Source organism: Variovorax paradoxus EPS, from assembly GCF_000184745.1.
Classification (GTDB): Bacteria; Pseudomonadota; Gammaproteobacteria; order Burkholderiales; family Burkholderiaceae_C; genus Variovorax; species Variovorax paradoxus_C.
In genome coordinates this window covers 5,899,086-5,918,730 of record NC_014931.1, presented here as the reverse complement: position 1 = coordinate 5,918,730, position 19,645 = coordinate 5,899,086, and the positions used below count along the sequence as shown (strand labels likewise).

Sequence of the window (19,645 nt, the reverse complement as noted above, 5' to 3'; positions counted from 1 at the left end):
GTGGGAGCGGCGCCCGGCCCCTCGGGTCCACACCGCCTCCTTCATCACGCACCGCATCATGAAACTCGCCACCCTGAAGGACGGCTCGCGCGACGGCCAACTGGTCGTTGTCTCGCGCGACCTCACGCTCGCCCACTACGCCACCGGCATCGCGAGCCGGCTGCAGCAGGTGCTGGACGACTGGGGCTTCATGAGTCCGCAGCTGCAGGACCTGTACGACGCCGTCAACACCGGCCGCGCGCGCCACGCGTTTCCGTTCGACCCCGCGATGTGCATGGCGCCGCTGCCGCGCGCCTACCAGTGGGCCGACGGCTCGGCCTACATCAACCACGTCGAGCTGGTGCGCAAGGCCCGCGGCGCCGAAGTGCCCGAGAGCTTTTACACCGATCCGCTGATGTACCAGGGCGGCAGCGACGACTTCCTCGGTCCGGTCGACGACGTGGTCGTGCCCAGCGAGGACATGGGCATCGACTTCGAGGCCGAGATCGCCGTCATCACCGGCGACGTGAAGATGGGCGCCACGCCCGACCAGGCGCTCGACGGCATCCGCCTCGTGATGCTGGCCAACGACGTGAGCCTGCGCAACCTGATCCCGGCCGAGCTGGCCAAGGGCTTCGGCTTCTTCCAGAGCAAGCCCGCCACCGCCTTCAGCCCCGTGGCCGTGACGCTCGACGAAATCGGCGAAGCCTGGCAGGACGGCCGCGTGCACCTGGCGCTGCAAAGCAGCTGGAACGGCCGCAAGGTCGGCATGTGCGACGCCGGCCCGGAGATGACATTCCACTTCGGCCAGCTCATCGCCCACATCGCCAAGACCCGCAACGTGCGTTCCGGCAGCATCGTCGGCAGCGGCACGGTGAGCAACAAGGGCCTCGAGAAGAAAGACGGCCAGATGGAGTGGCCCAAGGGCTATTCGTGCATCGCCGAGAAGCGCTGCATCGAGACCATCCAGACCGGCGCGCCGGTCACCGAATTCATGAAGTTCGGCGACACGATCCGCATCGAGATGAAGGGGCTGGACGGGCGCTCGCTGTTCGGTGCGATCGATCAGGAGATCGTGTCGGTGAATGGCCGGCCGAAGGAGGCGCCGGTGTCGTTGGTGAAGCCGCAGACGGAGGACGCGGCCGAAGACTGAGGGCAGGGCGGCGGTACGTCGCGTGCCACTGCTCGCCGGTGCCGCTCGGACCGTTTTGCCATGGCTATGATCCAGCGGCTGCCCTGACGCGTCATCACCGCGCGCGGGGCAGCGCGTCCGGCGGCTGCGCTCCGCGGCCGCCATTCATACCAAGAAAAACCGGGAGTATTTCCATGCGTTATTTGCCTATTGCCGCCGCTGTTGCGGCCTTCGCCCTTGTCGGTTGCGAAACCATGAAGAACGCCGATACCGGCGCGCTCGCCCAGGCGGGCGGTTCGGCCTTCAAGGCCATGTCGCTGAGCGACGCCGAGGTCAGCACGATGTCCGACCAGTCGTGCGCCGCCATGGACCAGAAGAACCAGATCGCGCCCGCCGGCAGCCGCTACGCCACGCGCCTTACCCAGGTCATCAAGCAGATGCCCACCACCGTCAACGGCAAGACGGCCAACTACAAGGTCTACATGACCAAGGACGTGAATGCCTGGGCCATGGCCAACGGCTGCATCCGCGTCTACAGCGGCCTGATGGACCTGATGAACGACGATGAACTGCGTGGCGTGATCGGCCACGAGATCGGCCACGTGGCACTGGGCCACTCGAAGTCGCGCATGCAGACCGCCTACGCCGCCTCGGCCGTGCGTGGACTGGCCGGCGCTGCCGGCGGAGTCGCGGCGCAGTTGTCGCAGTCGCAGGCCGGCGACCTGGGCGAGAAGTTCGTCAATGCGCAGTTCTCGCAAGCCAACGAAAGCGCGGCCGACAACTATTCGTTCGACCTGCTGACCGAGCGCAAGCTCGAGCGCAAGGGCCTGGTCACCGCCTTCGACAAGCTGGCCAAGCTCAGCGGCGGCGCCACCGGCAGTTCGATCATGAGCTCGCATCCGCCGTCGGCCGACCGCTCGGCGCGCATGCAGAAGCGCCTGGACGCCGCCAAGTAAGCAGAGAGACAGAGAGAGCGAGGGAGCAAGGAAGCGCGCTACGCGTCTGCCGTGGCGCGCAGCAGCAGCTCCTTCTGCGAACGGATGCCCAGCCGCCGGAACGCCCGGTACTGGTGGGTGCGCACGGTGGTCAGCTCGACGCCAAGCTCGCGCGCCGCTTCCTTCGCGGTCTTGCCCGCCATCAGGTGGCCGATGACTTCGCGCTCGCGCAGGCTCAAGGTCAAGAGGCGCGAGGCGAGGGCAGGCACCACGGACTCCCGCACCGCCATTGCGCTGCGGCCATGTGCCGCGGTGGCGTCGGCCAGCAGCGTCGCATGCGCCTCGATCCGCGCGAAGTCGGTCGCATCGAACTCCGGCTGCGCGAGGCTGCGGTAGAAGCTCACCGCCACGCGCTGGCCGGTCGGCAGCAGCAACAGCACCGAGGCCCGTTCGCGGATGCCGACGTCGCCATAGCAGGCGGCGCGATAAGCCGGGTCGGCCACCTCTTCGGCGCGCTGATGGCCCAGCCAGAGCTGCGGGCGCTGCGGCAGCTTGCGGGCCGCGAGCCAGGCCATGTTGGGGTCGAGCAGGTCGAAGCGCTGCTCCACATAGCGCTCGGTGGTGCGCTCGGCCGTGCTGCCGTAGCTGCTGGCGGCCGACACCGCCTCGATGCGGCCCGTGCTGCTCACCGCGAACACGGTGCAGAAGGTGACCGGCATCACGCGCTGCATCGCCCGTAGATAGCTCGTGGCCAGATGCGGCGTGCCCACGCCGGAGAGCACGTCGCCGACGACGGCCGCGGCCAGGGCCGCGTCGGTGGGGTGGATGCGCCAGCGTCTCATGCGTTCGGGTGAATCGAGGGTAAATACTTCATACGAAGTTATGACATTGGCAGCCGCTGTGCATCGGGACAATCCCGTTGCATGACGAACCCCACCGTTGTTGTTGCCGCCGCCGATGCCGCGAGCGGCCCCGTGCCGCCGACCCTGAGCACGACCGAACTGCCGCCGTCGGTCGGCGCCTTCGACTACACGCGCTACAAGGCCTGGACGCCGCCGTTGGAGCAGGGTGGCATCGAACCCGGCCGCCATCCGGTCGTGATCGCAGGCGGCGGGCCGGTCGGCATGGCGCTTGCGCTGGGGCTCGCGAACCACGGCGTGCGCTGCGTGATCCTCGAAGCCGACGACACGGTGTGCGTCGGCAGCCGCGCGGCCTGCATCTCGCGGCGCAGCCTGGAAATCATGGAGCGGCTCGGCGTGCGCCAGGCGTTCATGGCCAAGGGCCTGCCGTGGACCGGCGGGCGCAGCTACTACAAGACGGCCGAGGTGTTCCGCTTCGAGATGCCGCATGACGCGCAGCAAAAACTGCCGCCGATGATCAACCTGGAGCAGTACTACGCCGAGCACTACCTGCTGGAGGAAATCTTCCGCCGCAACGAGGCGACGCCGGGGCTCATCGACATCCGCTGGGGCACCGAGCTCACGGGGCTCGCGCAGGACGATGACGGCGTGACGCTCGACGTGCGCAACGCCGAGGGCAGCTACCGCCTGCAGGGCCAATGGCTTGCCGCCTGCGACGGCGGCCAGAGCTTCGTGCGCAAGGCGCTCGGCCTCTCGCTCGAAGGCACGGGCTACGAAGGCCGCTACGTGATCATCGACATCGAGCTGCACAGCGACCACCCGACCGAACGCCGGGCATGGTTCGATCCGCCGTGGAATCCCGGCTCGACCGTGCTGATGCACCGCCAGCCCGACGACATCTGGCGCATCGACTACCAGCTGCGCGCCGGCCAGAGCACCGAAGAGGCGCTGCAGCCCGCGGCCGTGGCCGAGTTCGTGCAGCGCCATCTCGATGCGATCGGCGAAGGGCACCTGCCGTGGAAGACGGTGTGGACGTCCGTATATCGCGCGGGCGCGATGACGCTGGAGAGCTACCGCCATGGCCGCGTCGTGTTCGCGGGCAACGCGGCGCATGCGATGCCGATCTTCGGCGTGCGCGGGCTCAACTCGGGCTTCGACGATGCGGACAACCTCGCGTGGAAGCTGGCGCTGGTCGCGCGCGGCGTGTCGGATGCGGCGCTGCTGGATTCGTACTCGCAGGAGCGCATTGCAGCCTTCCACGTCAATGCCGAGAACGCGATGCGCAGCACGGAATTCATGTCGCCGCCGTCGCGCGGATTCGATCTGCTGCGCGAGGCGGCGCTGTCGCTGTCGGAGGAACACCGGGGCATCGCGCAACTGATCAATCCGCGGCAGACGCAGGCGGTGCGCTATGCGGAATCGCCGTTGTCGAGCGAGGGCGATGCGCTGCCCGCAGGTCCGCTGCCGGGTGAGGTGATGCCGGAGCAGCAACTCGAAAGCGGCCATCTCACCGACCTGATCGCGCCGGTCTTCACGCTGCTGGCTTTGCGGCCGATTGCGAGTGCCGCGCAACTGCCCGAAGAGGATGTGACGCGGGCGCAGCAAGGCGCCTTGCCTTTCGCCATCCGCACCATCGCCGCCCCGGGCATCGACGGCGCCGATGCGCACGCGAACCCCGCCGTTTTCGAAGCGCTCGGCGCGAGCGACGGCGCTGTCTACCTGCTGCGCCCCGACGGCCACGTGGCCGCGCGCTGGCACCGCATGCCGCACGGCGCTCTGCAGAGCGCTTTGTCCCGCGCCGCCGTTTCACTGGAGCCCGTCGCCGCATGACCCACACCGCATTCCTCCATCCCGACGCCCGCGACCGCCTCTACGCCGAGTGCGCGCGCGCCATCACCGAAGCGGGCGCCGAGCGCGAATCGCTGTTCCTCGCACGCCTCGCGCTGCTGCTGTTCGAGCAGGTCGGCGACGAGGCGCGCTGCCGTGCCGCGCTCGCCGATGCGCTGCGCGCGCTGCCCGTACCATCGCTTTCCGCAACCCAATTACAACCAGGAGACTGATCCATGGATCGCCGCACCCTTCTCGCCACGCTCGCATCCGGCGCCGCCGTGGCCGCCTCGCCTTTTGCCCATGCGCAGGAGTACCCCGCGCAGCTCATCAAGTGGGTCGTGCCGTACCCGGCGGGCGGCGGCACCGACGTGATCGCGCGCGTGCTGGCCGAAGCCATGCGCCAGACGCTGGGCCAGCAGATCGTGGTGGACAACCGCCCCGGCGCCTCGACCAACATCGGCGCGGACATCGTCGCCAAGAGCAAGCCCGACGGCTACACGATCCTCTCGGCCGACAACGCCGTGCTGGCCTTCAACGAGCACCTGTTCAGCAAGCTGCCGTTCAGCCCTGAAAAGGACTTCACCTACATCGGCGCCATCGGCAAGTTTCCGCTCGCGCTGGTGGTGCATCCGGACTTCCCGGCGAAGAACTTCAAGGAGTTCCTGGCCTACGTGAAGGCCAACCCCGGCAAGGTCAACTACGCCTCGCCCGGCAACGGCTCGCCGCACCACCTGGCCATGGAAATGTTCAAGGTGCGCACCGGCACCTTCATCACCCACATCCCCTACCGCGGCGCCGCGCCCGCGATGGCCGACGTGATGGGCGGTCAGGTGCCCTGCATGTTCCTGGACCTCGCCTCCGGCCTGCCGATCATGCAGAGCAACAAGGTGCGCGTACTCGCCATCGGCTCGGGCGCGCGCAGCAAGCCGCTGCCCAACGTGCCGACGCTGGCCGAAGTGGGCGTGCCCAACACGGAGGTGTTCGCGTTCCAGGGCATCCTCGGCCCGGCCGGCCTGCCGCCCGCGGTAGTGAGCAAGCTCAACGGCGACCTGAACAAGGCCTTCGGCACGCCCGCCGTGCAGAAGCGCTTCGACGATTTCGGGATGGAAGCGATGCCCGGCACGCCGGCGCAGTTCGCGGCGCTGTCGCGTGCGGAGTCGAAGCGCTGGGGGCCGATCATCAAGCAGGCCGGCATCAAGCTGGACTGATTCGGCAACAGCTCCTGGTTGGGTCCCCGATTGTTCGGGAACACCACGGAACCGGCTTTGCCGGGCCGTTGGTGTTGCCCCCGGTAGGGGGTTGGAGAAGCGACACGAAGTGCGCGAAGCCTGGGGGCGAGCCTGTTTATTGGGTGAAGGCTTTTCGGGAGCCGTCTTCGAAGACTTCGTCGTCGCGCTGCAAGTCGCCGTTCTCGTCCCATGCACGCTCGCGCGTCACGCGTCCCTTGGGGTCGAAGTGCGACTCGGCCAGCAGCGTGCCCTTTTCGCTGAAACGCTGGTGCGTGCCGATGGGCAACTGCCGGTTGCGGCTCGGCGCGAGAAAGCGGCCGTGGGCGGCGCGCTGGCCGCTGTCGTAGTACTCGGTGACTTCGACGGTGCGTGCGTTGCCCGCGCCGCTGTACACCGCCTTGCTGCGCGGCTGGCCGTTGAGATAGAAGCTGTCGTCGCGCAGCGGCTCGCCCGTGGGCGTCCAGCGCTGGTCGCGCACCACGGTGCCTTTTTCGGAGAATTCCTGCTCGCGCTGCCGGATGGCGCTGCGCTCGGCCAGCAGCCACACGGTCTCGCGGCGCTTGACGCCTTCCGATGAAAAGCTGCGCTCGATGCGCTGGTTGCCGGTGGTCTCGTCGAGCGTCGAGGGCTTGCCGTTGTCGTAGAACTCCTGGCTGCGCACGCGCTTGCCCGCGAGGTACGACACCCGCGAACGCAGCGTGCCGCGCGCGTCGAACAGATCGACCTGCGATGCGCCACCGCTCGTGAAGCCGCACAGCTTGGCGTCGTCGGCCACGGGCGCCAGCACCGGCGCCTCGCCGCAGCGCAGCATCGACATCTGGCCGCGTTCGGTGAATTCGACGACGGCGCGCTCGGGGCCGGCGCCGGTGTTGGGGTAGAAGGTGGCGCGCCGCAACTGGCCACCGGGGTAGAAGCTGCGCACCAGCCCGCGCTCCTGGCCGTCGTCGTACACGGCCTCGCGCAGCACCTGGCCAGCGGGCGAGAACTCGCGGGCGCGGCCCTGCATGTTGCCCTTGGCGTTGGTGGTGTGTTCGCGCGCGAGCTTGCCCTTTTCGTAGAAGCGCACGAGGCCCATGAAGACACCGTTCTGCAGCTGCTGCTCGCGCTGGACTTCGCCGGTGGTGCCGTCCTTGCAGCGCATGAGACCGGTCTTGCCGGCCGTGGTGCTGCCGTTGGAAGGGCTCACGCTCTGGCCGTTGAGTTCGCAGACCTGCGCCGCCTGCGCGCCGCTCGCGCCGAAGAAAAGCGGCAGCGGAATCAGCGTGGCCAGCGTGACCCGGAAGATCCGTGCCGTCAGATGGGGCTCTGCGAAGAAAGGCATGTGGACAGCTACCTCCCCATTTCCGATGCCAGCAGCTTGACGCCGCGGATCATCATCTCGACCGACACGGCCACCAGGATCAGGCCCATCAGCCGCTCGAAGGCAAGCACAAGGCGCTCGCCGACCAGCCGCTGGATGCGCTCGGCCAGCACCAGTACGATGGCGCACACGGCCATGGTGACGCTGAGCGCGGCCACCCATTCGAGGCGCCGCTCGGGCGCCTGCGACACCAGCAGCATGACCGTGGCCAGCGCCGAGGGGCCGGCCAGCGCGGGCACGGCGAGCGGCACGATCAGCGGCTCTTCGGTCGGGGCCGCGACGGGCACGGCGCCGTGCTCCGGCGGAAAGATCATGCGGAGAGCGATCAGGAACATCACCACCCCGCCCGCGATCTGCAGCGAGAGGCCCGACAGCCCCATCACCCGCAGGAAGCCGTCGCCCACGAACATGAAGACCAGCAGCAGCGCAAAGGCGATCAGTACCTCGCGCATGATGACCCAGGTGCGCCGCTCGGGCGCCACGCCCTTGAGCGCATTGGCAAAGATCGGGATATTGCCCAGCGGATCGGTGATCAGCAGCAGCAACACGGTGGCCGATGCGAAGGTGTATCCCACGTGGCTTCGGCTTTACTTGTCGTAGATCGTGGCCAGGGAGCGGAAGCCCTTGACCTCGATCGGATTGCCGAAGGGATCGCAGAAGAACATCGTCCACTGCTCGCCCGGCTGGCCCTCGAAGCGCACCTGGGGCTTCAGCACGAAATCGGTGTTCGCGGCTTCCAGCCGTTCGGCCAGTGCCTGCCAGTCGGGCAGGGCCAGCGCGAGGCCGAAGTGCGGCATCGGGACCATCACGTCGCCGACGCGGCCGGTGCGCGCGGTGGCGAAGGGCTCGCCCAGATGCAGCGAGATCTGGTGGCCGAAGAAATCGAAATCGACCCAGGTGTCGGTGCTGCGGCCCTCGGCGCAACCGAGGACGTCGCCGTAGAAGCGGCGCGCACCGTCGAGGTCGCGCACGTGAAAGGCAAGGTGGAAGATGCGCTGCATGGTTTCGGATTATGGGCAGCGGTGCTGTGAGAATGCCGGACTTTCTTTCATCATGGAGCAGGCCTTGCGGATACGCCGGATCCTCTCTGCGCTCAGGCGCACCACTGATTTTTCGGGACCTCTGCGCCGGGCGCGCCAGGTCGTCGCGGGCGTCCTCTGCGTGTTCGCGGTCGCGGCACAGGCGGCGGATTGCCCACCTTCGGCCATCGCCAGCCTCGCCAAGCTCGGACCGGGCGTGCGCAACGGCGTCGACCGCGGAGTGCTCTGGCGCATCGAGCGCGACGGGCGTACCTCCTGGCTCTACGGAACCATCCACATCGGCCGCGCCGAATGGGTGCGGCCCGGCCCCACCGTGCAGAAGGCGCTGGCGCAGAGCGATGCGCTCGCGCTGGAGATCGATTCGCGCGACGAAGCCACGACCCGCGTGATGGGCCAGCCGGCCGATCCGGCGCTGCTCTCTCGCATGCTCAGCGGCGAGCGCGCACGGCGCCTGGACCGCCAGAACACCGAGGCCTGCGTGCCGCCGGGCGCCACGGCCAAGCTGCAGCCGATCCTGCAGGTGTCGGCGCTCGCCGGCCTGGTGGCGCGCGCCGACGGGCTGTACCCGGAATTCGGCGTCGACGAGACGATGGCGGTGTCCGCCCGCAACGGCAACAAGCCGATCTTCGCGCTGGAGAACGCGGCCGACCAGATCAAGGCGCTGACCGGCGATTCCGAAGCGGAAGAGGCCGAGCAGGTCGATGCGGCGCTCGACGAGCTGGAGTCGGGCCAGTTGCGCGGACAGATGAAGGAACTGGCCGATGTCTGGGCGCGCAGCGATGCCGACAAGCTGGCCCGCTATGCCGACTGGTGCGACTGCCTTCGCACCCCCGCCGAGCAGCGGCTCATGAAGCGCCTGCTGGACGACCGCAACCCGGGGCTGGCCAACGGCATCGAGCGCCTGCATGCAAGCGGCAAGGGCGTGTTCGCCGCGGTCGGCGCGCTGCACATGATCGGCCCGCAGGGGTTGCCGGCGCTGATGGCGACGCGCGGTTTCACCGTGACACCGGTGCTCACGAGCGCGCAGGCGCAGACGGCGGTGCCGATGCCGGCGCTGTCGGCGCCCGAGCCGGCACCGCGCGCCGTGCGTGGCGGCAAGGCCGTGAAGGGACAGAAGGGGCAGAAAGCCCAGAAGGGCGCGGTCGCTGCCAAGGGAGCCAAGGGGGCGAAATCCTCGAAGGCCGCACCGGCTTCCAAGGGCGCCAAGGCACCGGCCAAGGCGGCGCCCAAGGGCAAAGTGCGCAGATAATCGCGACCGCCATGCACCTGCAGCGCCCCCACCACCCCCGCTTCCTCGGCCAGATCGGCCAGGTCGGCCGTTGGGTGCTGCTGTGGTTCATGCTGTCGCTGGGCGTGGCGGTGGCCTCGCCGCTCGTGCATCCGCAGGCCATGGAGCTGGTGTGTTCCAGCGCCGGCTCCATCAAGGTAGTGGTGCACACCGAGGACGGCGTGCAGGAAATGGGCGCCTCGCACATGGACTGCCCGCTGTGCGTGCTGACCGGCGCACCACCGCCGGCCCTGGCCGTCGCCTCTTTCGATCTTCCCCTCCCGCTGGGCCGCGTGGTCCAGCCGATTCCCGCCGCGCGCCTTGCCGCGGCCACCGCTGCGCCGCTGCCGGCGCGCGGGCCTCCGAACCGCTCCTGACGCTTTCCAACCCATAGCCGCGTGCGCCCGATCGATGAGGGCGCCTGCGGCCTGTCCGGCTTGAAGTTCGTGGAGCAGGTTCCCAGTGAAAAAGCATTCCCGCGCCTTGGCGATCGCCATGGCATTTCCCCTCAGCGCGCCGGTGTGGGCGCAGCAGCAACCGGGTGCCGATGCGCCTGAAGGCGGCACCGGCCGCGCCCTGAGCACCGTCACCGTGACCGGCGGCCAGCCGACCTCGCTGCCAGCGCAGATTCCCACCACCATCGAGGGCGTGACGCGCGAGCAGATCGCCGAGACTGTCAACGCGACCGATGCGGAAGACGCCCTCAAGTACCTGCCGAGCCTGGTCGTGCGCAAGCGCTACATCGGCGACTTCAATCACGCGGTGCTCGCCACCCGCGCCTCGGGCACGGGCAACAGTGCGCGCTCGATGGTCTATGCGGACGGCATCATGCTGTCGAACCCGTTGGGCAACGGCGCCACCTATGCGCCGCGCTGGGGCATGGTGTCGCCCGAAGAAATCGAGCGGGTCGACGTGCTCTACGGGCCGTTCTCGGCGGCGTACCCGGGCAACTCGGTGGGCGCTGTCGTCGACTACGTGACGCGCATGCCCACAGAGCTGGAGGCGCACGTCAAGCTGAGCGGCTTCGCCTCGAACTTCGACCAGTACGGCAGCCATTCGTCGCCCGCCGGCAACCAGCTGGACCTGTCGCTCGGCAGCCGCAACGGCGACTGGTCGTGGTGGCTCAGCGCCTCGCGCACCCACAGCAAGGGGCAGGCACTGGTGTTCGGCAACCGCCTTCTGAGCGCCAGCACCGTGGGCAACGCGGGCACGCCGGTCACCGGTGCGGTGCTCGGACTGAATCCGTCGAACCAGCCGTGGTGGCTGGTGGGCGGCTCCACGATCTACGACACCACGCAGGAGCAGGCCAAGCTGAAGGTGGCCTACGACTTCTCGCCCACCCTCCGCGCCACCTACACGCTGGGCGCCTGGAACAACACGACGCACGGCGGCGTCGATACGTACCTGCGCAATGCGTTCGGCCAGCCCGTGTATTCGGGGCGGGTGAACATCGCGGGACGCACCTACAACCTCGATGCGCCCAGCGCCGTGCTGGCCCCGACCGAGACCGCGCTCACCCACTACATGCACGGCCTTTCGGTGAAGAGCCACACCGGCGGCGTGTTCGACTGGGAAGTGGCGGCGAGCCTGTTCGACTATTCGAGCGACACCTCGCGCACGCCGACGACCCCGCTGCCCGGTGCCTTCAACGGCGGCCCGGGCCGCACCACCGACATGGGCGGCTCGGGCTGGAACACCTTCAAGGCGGCCGGCACCTGGCGGCCCACCGGCTCGGCCGAAGGCGTGGGCGCGCACGTGGTCGACTTCGGCTTCCAGCAGGACACGGCGCGCCTTCGCACCAGCGTCGGCAACACGCTCGACTGGATCAGCGGATCACCCGTCACGCCGTTCTCGGCCTTCAACGGCAACACCCGGCTGCAGTCGCTCTACGTGCAGGACACCTGGCGTTTCGCCAAGGACTGGAAGACCACGCTCGGCCTGCGTCACGAACGCTGGGAGGCCTACGGCGGCCAGCTCGGCAATGCGGCGCGGTTGCTCGACTTCACGCCGCGCAAGAACAGCTACGACTCGCCCAAGGCGGCCGTTGCTTGGCAGGCCACGCCCGACTGGCTCTTCAAGGCCTCGACCGGCCGCGCCGTGCGCATGCCGACGGTGAGCGAGCTCTACCAGGGCTCGATCGACGGCAACCGCATCGTCAACACGAATCCGAACCTGCGCCCCGAGCGCTCGTGGACCACCGAGCTCACCGCCGAACGCGACCTCAAGGGCTGGGGCCTGGACGGCATGCTGCGCACCACGCTCTTCTTCGAGAACACGAAGGACGCGCTCTACAGCCAGGCGCTCAACAACCTGGTGAGCACGGTGCAGAACGTCGATGCCATCCGCACGCGCGGGCTCGAGGTGGCGCTGAACGCGGTCGATGTGGGCGTGAAGGGATTCGACCTGAGCGGCAGCCTCACGCTGACGAACTCGAAGATCACCGCCAACAGCGGCTTCCCCGCGAGCGTCGGCCGCGAGCAGCCGCGCGTGCCCAAGGTGCGCGCCTCGCTGCTCGCGACCTACCGGCCCGATGCCAAATGGAGCTACACCGTCGGCATGCGCTACAGCGGCAAGCAGTTCGGCTCGCTCGACAACAGCGACCCGAACGGCTTCGCGTACATGGGCTTCTCGAAATTCTTCGTGGTCGACGCGCGCATCCGCTACCGGATCGACCGGCAGTGGAGTGCGGCCTTCGGCATCGACAACCTGAACAACAACAAGTACTGGGCCTTCCACCCGTACCCGCAACGCACCTACGTGGCCGAACTCAAGTTCGACCTGTGACGCTTTCATTCATTCATTCATCCTTCAGAGGACACGCCATGAACACCCCTGCCTTCATCCTCAAGACCGTGGCCGCCTGCGCCATGCTGGCCGGCGCGGCCGCCGCGCTGGCGCACGTCACCCTGCCACCGGGCAGCGCCACCGTCGGCAGCGACTACAACGCCGCCTTCCGCGTCGGCCACGCCTGCGAAGGCGCCACGGCCACCACCGGCCTGGCGGTGCGCCTGCCCAAGGGTTTCGTGCTGACCGACGCCCAGGCGCGCAAGGGCTGGAAGCTCGACGTGCAGAAGAACGCCGGCGACGGCGAAGTGCGCTGGACCGCCGAAACCCCGCAGGACGCGCTGCCCGGCAAGGAGCGCAGCGAGTTCGTGCTGCGCGGCAAGGTGCCGGGCACGCCGGGCACGCTGTGGTTCAAGGTGCTGCAGACCTGCGATGTCGGCGTCGCCGACTGGGCCGAAGTGCCGACGTCGGGCAACTCGACCGCGGGGCTCAAGTCGCCGGCCGCGAAGCTCAACGTGGTGGCACAGGGCGTGGCGACGGTCGATGTGCAGGGCGGCTGGGTGCGTCAATCGGTGCCGGGCCAGAGCGGCACGGGCGCCTTCATGAAGCTCACCGCGCCCACCGGCGCGAAGCTGGTCGGCATCTCGACGCCCGCGGCCGGCGTGGCCGAGGTACACGAGATGAAGATGGAAGGCGACACCATGAAGATGCGCGAACTCGCCGGTGGCCTCGACCTGCCCGCGGGCCAGACCGTCGAACTCAAGCCCGGCGGCTATCACGTGATGATGATGGACCTGAAGGGCGCGCTGGCCAAGGGCGCGACCGTGCCGTTCACCCTGAAGTTCGAAGACGCCAAGGGCGTGAAGACCGCGCTGGACGTGACGCTGCCCGTGGGCGCGCCCGAAGGCGCCGATGCCGGTGGCACCCACCAGCACAAGCACTGACCGGGTCGGCTACAGCAACTGGTCGGGCGCTAGCGGACCGAAGAGCCTGAGCATCAGGCGCAGCGTGGCGCTGGCATCGGGTTCGGTGGTCGTGTCGGCGAGGCCGCTGCCTTCGGGCGCGTGCCACACCAACGCGCCGTTCACCTGCGCGACATGCCAGGAGCGCTCGCGCATGCCGCGCTCGATCTGTTCGCCGGCCACGCGCGAGAGTTCGTCGCTGCGGATCAGCAGTGCGATCTCGGTGTTCTGCAGTTGGGAGCGCAGGTCCAGGTTCATCGAGCCGACGACCAGGAGCCGGCCATCCATCACCAGCACCTTGGAGTGCAGCATCGCGCGCGACTCGCCTGTGGCACTGCTGCCGCCAGCGCCGCCGCCCGAGGAGCCCGAGCCGAAGACGGTGCCGAAGGTGGTCTGCTCGCTTCGCAGCTCGTAGAGTTCGACGCCCATCTTGAGAAGCTCTTCCCGGTGCCGCGCGTAGCCGACATGCGCCACCGGCGCGTCGTTCGACGCCAGCGAGTTGGTCAGCACGCGGATCTTCACGCCGCGGACGCGCGCCGCGGCAAAGGCCTGCTTCATGTCCTGGCCGGGCACGAAGTAGGGCGAGATGATGAGGAGTTCGGAGCGTGCCTGGCCGATCAGCTGCAGCAGGCCCTCGACCACGGTGTCGCCGCTGGCGGCCGCGTCCGATGCGGCTTCGAGCGATGCGGTACGGCGAGAGGGCGATGAGGGCTGCGGCGCGTTCGGAGTTCGGGAGGCTCTGGGGACGCGCGCCGCATCGGCGGACTGGCCTACCACGAGGCCCGGGTCGCGCGTGGCGCCGGGGCCGGTGTCGGCCGGGATCTTGCCGGGCTGGTCGGCGAGCATCACGGCCGGCGCCCAGACGAAGGTGGCGGTGCGCAGGTCCAACGGTTTCTCGTCCCAGACGCGGGCGCGTTGGGCGGCGGTGGGCGGGGCGTCGGGCCCGGGTTTGCTTTCGGGCGCGCCGGGATCGTCCTTCTTCGCCGCTGCGGCTTCGTCGCTCAGTTCCTTGTCGGCCTTCCGCGCGCGGTCGCGCATCTCCTGGAACTCTTCGCGCGAGACCAGCGACTGCACGGGGTAGGCGCGCTCGTTGTTCCAGTAGCTGTCGAAGCTGCGCGAGAGGTCCTGCACGATCGGGCCGGCCGCGAGTACGTCGAGATCGACGAAGTTGCCGGTGGTCGCATTGCCGAAATAGGCGTCGCCGAGGTTGCGTCCGCCGGTGACGCCGAGCACGTTGTCGGCCAGGAACAGCTTGTTGTGCATCCGCTGCTGGATGCGCGAAGCATCGCCGATCGAATTGAAGAGCCGGCTGAAAGTGGAATCGCGCGCGCCCGCAAGCGGGTTGAACAGGCGCATCTCGATGTTGGGCACGAAAGCCAGGCCGAGCACCAGCGCGTCGCGGCCGGTGCTGTGGAAATCGTCGAGCAGGATGCGCACGCGCACGCCGCGTTCGGCCGCCGCTCGCAGGCCGCGCACGAGACGGCCGGTGCTGGCGTCGGCGTGGATGGCGTAGTACTGCAGATCGAGCGTCTTCTGCGCGCCTTCGATCAACGCAAGCCGGCTGCCGTACGCGGCGGGCGGGCCGCCCAGCAGCAGGAAGCCCGACTCGAAACGGGCTTTGTCGGCTTGGCGGCGCTGGCGGACCAGCGCGCCGAGCGCGGTGTCGTTCGGCGAGGCGAGCGCGGTCGAGACGGGGCGGTCGACGTCTTTCGGCAATTGGGCGCAGGCGCCCAGCAGCAACGCCGCGATGAGCACGGCATATCGGCCGAAGAACGTGAAGGGTGAAGGCATGCGGCGATTCCCGGAGGATTGGGTAGCCGCATATATAGCCTAGTCGGCGTCCGCCCGGCGTGGGACGGGCGGACGCGAACCGGGAGGGCTTCGGCGCCTGATTCGCCTAACGCGCGGCGCCCAGCTCTTCCTGGCGCTCGAGGGCGGCGAGCAGCTCTTCGTCGATCTGGGCGTGGCGTTCGCTGAGCTCGACCGCGCGCGAGGCGTCGGAGGCGTAGATGGCGCCGCCGTCGAGCTCCAGCATCTCGGTGATGCGCTTCTGCTCGGTTTCGAGGGCTTCGATCTGCACGGGCAAGGCTTCGAGTTCGCGCTGCTCCTTATATGAGAGCTTCTTGCGGGGCGCGGTCGCTGCCTTGGGGGCCGTCTCGGCCGCCGGGGCGGGTGCGGCGACAGGCGGCGGCGGTGCCGCAGCGAGCCGCTGCGCGGCGATTTCGCGCGCGCGCTTGGACTGGATCAGCCAATCCTGCACGCTGCCCTCGTACTCGCGCCAGCGGCCGTCGCCTTCGAAGGCGATGGTGCTGGTGACCACGTTGTCGAGGAAGGTGCGGTCATGGCTCACGAGGAACACGGTGCCGTCGTAGTCCTGCAGCAGGTTCTCGAGCAGCTCCAGCGTGTCGATGTCCAGGTCGTTGGTCGGCTCGTCGAGCACCAGCACGTTGGCAGGGCGGGCGAAGAGGCGCGCCAGCAGCAGGCGGTTGCGCTCGCCGCCGCTGAGCGAGCGCACGGGGGAGTTGGCGCGGGCGGGGGAGAACAGGAAGTCGGAGAGATAGCTCTTGACGTGCTTCTTCTGCGAGCCGATCTCGATCCACTCGCTGCCGGGGCTGATGAAGTCTTCCAGCGTGGCGTCGAGGTCGAGCTTGTCGCGCATCTGGTCGAAGTATGCGACCTGCAGGTTGGTGCCGCGGCGGATCTTGCCGCTGTCGGGTTCGAGCTCCCCGAGGATGAGCTTGAGCAGCGTGGTCTTGCCCGCGCCGTTCGGGCCGAGCAGCCCGACCTTGTCGCCGCGCAGGATGGTGCCGCTGAAATTGCGGATGACGGTCTTCTCGCCGAAGGACTTGGTCGCCTCGGTGAGTTCGGCCACGATCTTGCCGCTCGACTGGCCGGAGGCGACGTCCATGTTGACGCTGCCCTGCACCTCGCGGCGGGCGGTGCGGCTCGCACGGAGTTCCTGCAGGCGGGTGATGCGGCTCTGGCTGCGGGTGCGGCGGGCTTCGACGCCCTTGCGGATCCAGATTTCTTCTTGCGCAAGGAGCTTGTCGGCCTTCGCGCTGATGACGGCTTCCTGGGCGAGCTGCTCTTCCTTCTGTAATAGGTACTGCTCGAAATTGCCGGGGTAGGAGCCCAGCTTGCCGCGGTCGAGTTCGATGATGCGGGTGGCGACGCGGTTCAGGAAGCTGCGGTCATGGGTGACGGTGACGACGCTGCCCTTGAAGTCGATCAGCAACTGTTCGAGCCATTCGATGGAGTCGAGGTCCAGGTGGTTGGTGGGCTCATCTAATAGAAGGACATCGGGTGCGGCCACCAGGGCCTGGGCCAGCGCCACGCGCTTGCGGGTGCCTCCGGAGAGGGAGCCGACGCGGGCGTTCCGGTCGAGGTGGAGGCGGTGCAGCGTCTCTTCGACGCGCTGCTCCCAGTTCCAGGCGTCATAGGCTTCGATCTGGGACTGGAGGGCGTCGAGGTCGAGGCCTTCGGCGCCTGACAGATAGAGATCGCGTACGGCGATCACGCTTCCCAGGCCCTGGCTGGCTGCGGTGAATACGTCCGCATCCATATCGAGCACAGGCTCCTGGGCGACGTAGGCAACGCGCAGGTTCTGCTGCAGTTGCAGGGTGCCGTCGTCGGTTTTCTCCAGGCCGCCCAGTATCTTGAGCAGCGAGGACTTGCCCGCGCCATTTCGGCCGATCAGGCCAATGCGCTCCGATTCAAGAAGAGAGAAGTCCGCATGATCGAGCAGCGGGACGTGACCGAACGCGAGTTGGGCGTCGAGGAGTGTGATGAGTGCCATGTGGCAGGGATTATCGGAGGAGCCTCCTCTTCGTCCCGGGGCGGCGCGAAGCGCCGCCCCGGGACGAAGAGGTCCTGATGTCGATTTTGTTGAGCGAGGTCTTGCGAGGCCATGGATTTGGCATATACTCGTGGGCTCGGCTGACAACGCATTGATGTGTTGTTCGGTGGTTGCCCTGGAAGGGGTGGTTGCTGAGGGTTGGCTGAGAAAAAGATTCTTCGAAGTTGACTGGATTGCAAAAAACAGTGCATAATCGAAGGCTCCGCTGAAACAGCTTCAGCGTCTCGCAGCGAAGGTTGCGGGGTGCAAATAAGAAGATGTTGAAAGCGAAAAAAGTTTGACGGTTCTGTAAAAACCGTGATAGACTACAAGGCTTCGCTGATCGCAGCAAAGCAAGACGAAGTAAACGATGAGTTGCTTCGGTGATCGTTAAAAATTTACAGCCGATAAGCGTGGGCGTTTGAAGGTAATTGCGTAAGTTCTTCGGAACAAGTCGCAAGACTTAAAAACGCTCATGAGATAGAAGTGAAGTTCACTTTAATTCTTTTTTTATGAGTTTTGCTTGACCGCGAGGTCAGGCGCAAAAATCAAGATCGAACTATAGAGTTTGATCCTGGCTCAGATTGAACGCTGGCGGCATGCCTTACACATGCAAGTCGAACGGCAGCGCGGGAGCAATCCTGGCGGCGAGTGGCGAACGGGTGAGTAATACATCGGAACGTGCCCAATCGTGGGGGATAACGCAGCGAAAGCTGTGCTAATACCGCATACGATCTACGGATGAAAGCAGGGGATCGCAAGACCTTGCGCGAATGGAGCGGCCGATGGCAGATTAGGTAGTTGGTGAGGTAAAGGCTCACCAAGCCTTCGATCTGTAGCTGGTCTGAGAGGACGACCAGCCACACTGGGACTGAGACACGGCCCAGACTCCTACGGGAGGCAGCAGTGGGGAATTTTGGACAATGGGCGAAAGCCTGATCCAGCCATGCCGCGTGCAGGATGAAGGCCTTCGGGTTGTAAACTGCTTTTGTACGGAACGAAACGGCCTTTTCTAATAAAGAGGGCTAATGACGGTACCGTAAGAATAAGCACCGGCTAACTACGTGCCAGCAGCCGCGGTAATACGTAGGGTGCAAGCGTTAATCGGAATTACTGGGCGTAAAGCGTGCGCAGGCGGTTATGTAAGACAGTTGTGAAATCCCCGGGCTCAACCTGGGAACTGCATCTGTGACTGCATAGCTAGAGTACGGTAGAGGGGGATGGAATTCCGCGTGTAGCAGTGAAATGCGTAGATATGCGGAGGAACACCGATGGCGAAGGCAATCCCCTGGACCTGTACTGACGCTCATGCACGAAAGCGTGGGGAGCAAACAGGATTAGATACCCTGGTAGTCCACGCCCTAAACGATGTCAACTGGTTGTTGGGTCTTCACTGACTCAGTAACGAAGCTAACGCGTGAAGTTGACCGCCTGGGGAGTACGGCCGCAAGGTTGAAACTCAAAGGAATTGACGGGGACCCGCACAAGCGGTGGATGATGTGGTTTAATTCGATGCAACGCGAAAAACCTTACCCACCTTTGACATGTACGGAATTCGCCAGAGATGGCTTAGTGCTCGAAAGAGAACCGTAACACAGGTGCTGCATGGCTGTCGTCAGCTCGTGTCGTGAGATGTTGGGTTAAGTCCCGCAACGAGCGCAACCCTTGTCATTAGTTGCTACATTCAGTTGGGCACTCTAATGAGACTGCCGGTGACAAACCGGAGGAAGGTGGGGATGACGTCAAGTCCTCATGGCCCTTATAGGTGGGGCTACACACGTCATACAATGGCTGGTACAAAGGGTTGCCAACCCGCGAGGGGGAGCTAATCCCATAAAACCAGTCGTAGTCCGGATCGCAGTCTGCAACTCGACTGCGTGAAGTCGGAATCGCTAGTAATCGTGGATCAGAATGTCACGGTGAATACGTTCCCGGGTCTTGTACACACCGCCCGTCACACCATGGGAGCGGGTTCTGCCAGAAGTAGTTAGCTTAACCGCAAGGAGGGCGATTACCACGGCAGGGTTCGTGACTGGGGTGAAGTCGTAACAAGGTAGCCGTATCGGAAGGTGCGGCTGGATCACCTCCTTTCTGGAAACAAGCAATTTAATTTAAACGCCCACACTTATCGGTTGTTGGAAGAAGTCGAAATCTTTATTGATTCTCGATTGGGTCTGTAGCTCAGCTGGTTAGAGCACCGTCTTGATAAGGCGGGGGTCGTTGGTTCGAGCCCAACTAGACCCACCAAATCTTCTGATTTCTCGTGTGAGAGTTTTGGGGGATTAGCTCAGCTGGGAGAGCACCTGCTTTGCAAGCAGGGGGTCGTCGGTTCGATCCCGTCATCCTCCACCAATAAATCGATACTTAAAATTCAACACCAAAGCGGCTTTGTGCGTGAGCATGAGGCTTCTTTGTTGTTGATCGAGATCTCT

Annotated in this window: 15 protein-coding genes, 2 tRNA genes and 1 rRNA gene; 12 read left to right on the top strand and 6 right to left on the bottom strand. The window is 66.4% G+C overall.

Annotated features, from left to right (window positions below; all coding sequences use genetic code 11):
* Positions 1–58: 58 nt before the first annotated feature.
* A complete protein-coding gene (locus tag VARPA_RS27165) occupies positions 59–1,132 on the top strand; it encodes a fumarylacetoacetate hydrolase family protein (RefSeq protein WP_013543799.1) in 1,074 nt (357 codons plus the stop codon).
* A 173-nt stretch (positions 1,133–1,305) separates the two neighbouring features.
* Positions 1,306–2,067, top strand: a complete 762-nt coding sequence (locus VARPA_RS27160) for a M48 family metalloprotease (protein ID WP_013543798.1) — start codon at positions 1,306–1,308, stop codon at positions 2,065–2,067.
* Between the two features lie 38 nt (positions 2,068–2,105).
* On the opposite strand, the gene VARPA_RS31920 is transcribed toward VARPA_RS27160, so the two are convergent.
* Positions 2,106–2,888 (bottom strand): helix-turn-helix transcriptional regulator, encoded by a 783-nt coding sequence (locus tag VARPA_RS31920; protein WP_013543797.1) that lies wholly within the window; start codon positions 2,886–2,888, stop codon positions 2,106–2,108.
* 81 nt (positions 2,889–2,969) lie between these two features.
* On the opposite strand from VARPA_RS31920, the gene VARPA_RS27150 reads away from it, so the two are divergent.
* The 3 genes from VARPA_RS27150 to VARPA_RS27140 are packed head-to-tail and all read left to right on the top strand — an operon-like array spanning position 2,970 to position 5,944.
* The gene (locus VARPA_RS27150) at positions 2,970–4,736 is read left to right on the top strand and encodes an FAD-dependent monooxygenase (RefSeq protein WP_013543796.1); all 1,767 of its coding nucleotides are present in this window, start codon (positions 2,970–2,972) and stop codon (positions 4,734–4,736) included.
* Positions 4,733–4,966, top strand: a complete 234-nt coding sequence (locus tag VARPA_RS27145) for a hypothetical protein (protein ID WP_013543795.1) — start codon at positions 4,733–4,735, stop codon at positions 4,964–4,966. The genes VARPA_RS27150 and VARPA_RS27145 overlap by 4 nt, the downstream gene beginning before the upstream one ends.
* A gap of 3 nt (positions 4,967–4,969) precedes the next feature.
* Positions 4,970–5,944 carry a Bug family tripartite tricarboxylate transporter substrate binding protein gene (locus VARPA_RS27140; protein WP_013543794.1) on the top strand — a complete coding sequence of 325 codons (975 nt, stop codon included), beginning with the start codon at positions 4,970–4,972 and terminating at the stop codon, positions 5,942–5,944.
* 136 nt (positions 5,945–6,080) lie between these two features.
* On the opposite strand, the gene VARPA_RS27135 is transcribed toward VARPA_RS27140, so the two are convergent.
* Genes VARPA_RS27135 through VARPA_RS27125 form a run of 3 tightly spaced genes read right to left on the bottom strand, consistent with a single transcriptional unit; the run spans position 6,081 to position 8,326 of the window.
* The gene (locus VARPA_RS27135; protein WP_013543793.1) at positions 6,081–7,286 is read right to left on the bottom strand and encodes a toxin-antitoxin system YwqK family antitoxin; all 1,206 of its coding nucleotides are present in this window, start codon (positions 7,284–7,286) and stop codon (positions 6,081–6,083) included.
* A gap of 8 nt (positions 7,287–7,294) precedes the next feature.
* Entirely contained in the window at positions 7,295–7,900 is a 606-nt protein-coding gene (locus VARPA_RS27130; RefSeq protein ID WP_013543792.1) for a MarC family protein, read from the bottom strand.
* Between the two features lie 12 nt (positions 7,901–7,912).
* The gene (locus VARPA_RS27125; RefSeq protein WP_013543791.1) at positions 7,913–8,326 is read right to left on the bottom strand and encodes a VOC family protein; all 414 of its coding nucleotides are present in this window, start codon (positions 8,324–8,326) and stop codon (positions 7,913–7,915) included.
* A gap of 160 nt (positions 8,327–8,486) precedes the next feature.
* Between VARPA_RS27125 and VARPA_RS27120 the strand changes: the two genes are divergently transcribed.
* From VARPA_RS27120 to VARPA_RS27105, 4 genes are all read left to right on the top strand, one after another.
* Complete coding sequence (locus tag VARPA_RS27120; protein ID WP_234974865.1) at positions 8,487–9,614, top strand: TraB/GumN family protein; 1,128 nt, start codon at positions 8,487–8,489, stop codon at positions 9,612–9,614.
* Positions 9,615–9,625: 11 nt separating this feature from the next.
* Positions 9,626–10,009, top strand: a complete 384-nt coding sequence (locus VARPA_RS27115) for a DUF2946 family protein (protein WP_013543789.1) — start codon at positions 9,626–9,628, stop codon at positions 10,007–10,009.
* Positions 10,010–10,127: 118 nt separating this feature from the next.
* Complete coding sequence (locus tag VARPA_RS27110; RefSeq protein WP_013543788.1) at positions 10,128–12,416, top strand: TonB-dependent receptor; 2,289 nt, start codon at positions 10,128–10,130, stop codon at positions 12,414–12,416.
* A gap of 38 nt (positions 12,417–12,454) precedes the next feature.
* The gene (locus VARPA_RS27105) at positions 12,455–13,360 is read left to right on the top strand and encodes a copper chaperone PCu(A)C (RefSeq protein ID WP_013543787.1); all 906 of its coding nucleotides are present in this window, start codon (positions 12,455–12,457) and stop codon (positions 13,358–13,360) included.
* 9 nt (positions 13,361–13,369) lie between these two features.
* On the opposite strand, the gene VARPA_RS27100 is transcribed toward VARPA_RS27105, so the two are convergent.
* Entirely contained in the window at positions 13,370–15,169 is a 1,800-nt protein-coding gene (locus tag VARPA_RS27100; RefSeq protein WP_013543786.1) for a phospholipase D family protein, read from the bottom strand.
* 106 nt (positions 15,170–15,275) lie between these two features.
* Entirely contained in the window at positions 15,276–17,174 is a 1,899-nt protein-coding gene (locus VARPA_RS27095) for an ATP-binding cassette domain-containing protein (RefSeq protein WP_013543785.1), read from the bottom strand.
* 595 nt (positions 17,175–17,769) lie between these two features.
* Between VARPA_RS27095 and VARPA_RS27090 the strand changes: the two genes are divergently transcribed.
* The 3 genes from VARPA_RS27090 (at position 17,770) to VARPA_RS27080 (ending at position 19,565) form a co-directional block, all read left to right on the top strand.
* Positions 17,770–19,304: ribosomal RNA gene (locus VARPA_RS27090) — 16S ribosomal RNA — on the top strand.
* Between the two features lie 79 nt (positions 19,305–19,383).
* Positions 19,384–19,460 (top strand) — tRNA-Ile (locus tag VARPA_RS27085).
* A gap of 29 nt (positions 19,461–19,489) precedes the next feature.
* Positions 19,490–19,565 (top strand) — tRNA-Ala (locus VARPA_RS27080).
* Positions 19,566–19,645 lie beyond the last annotated feature (80 nt).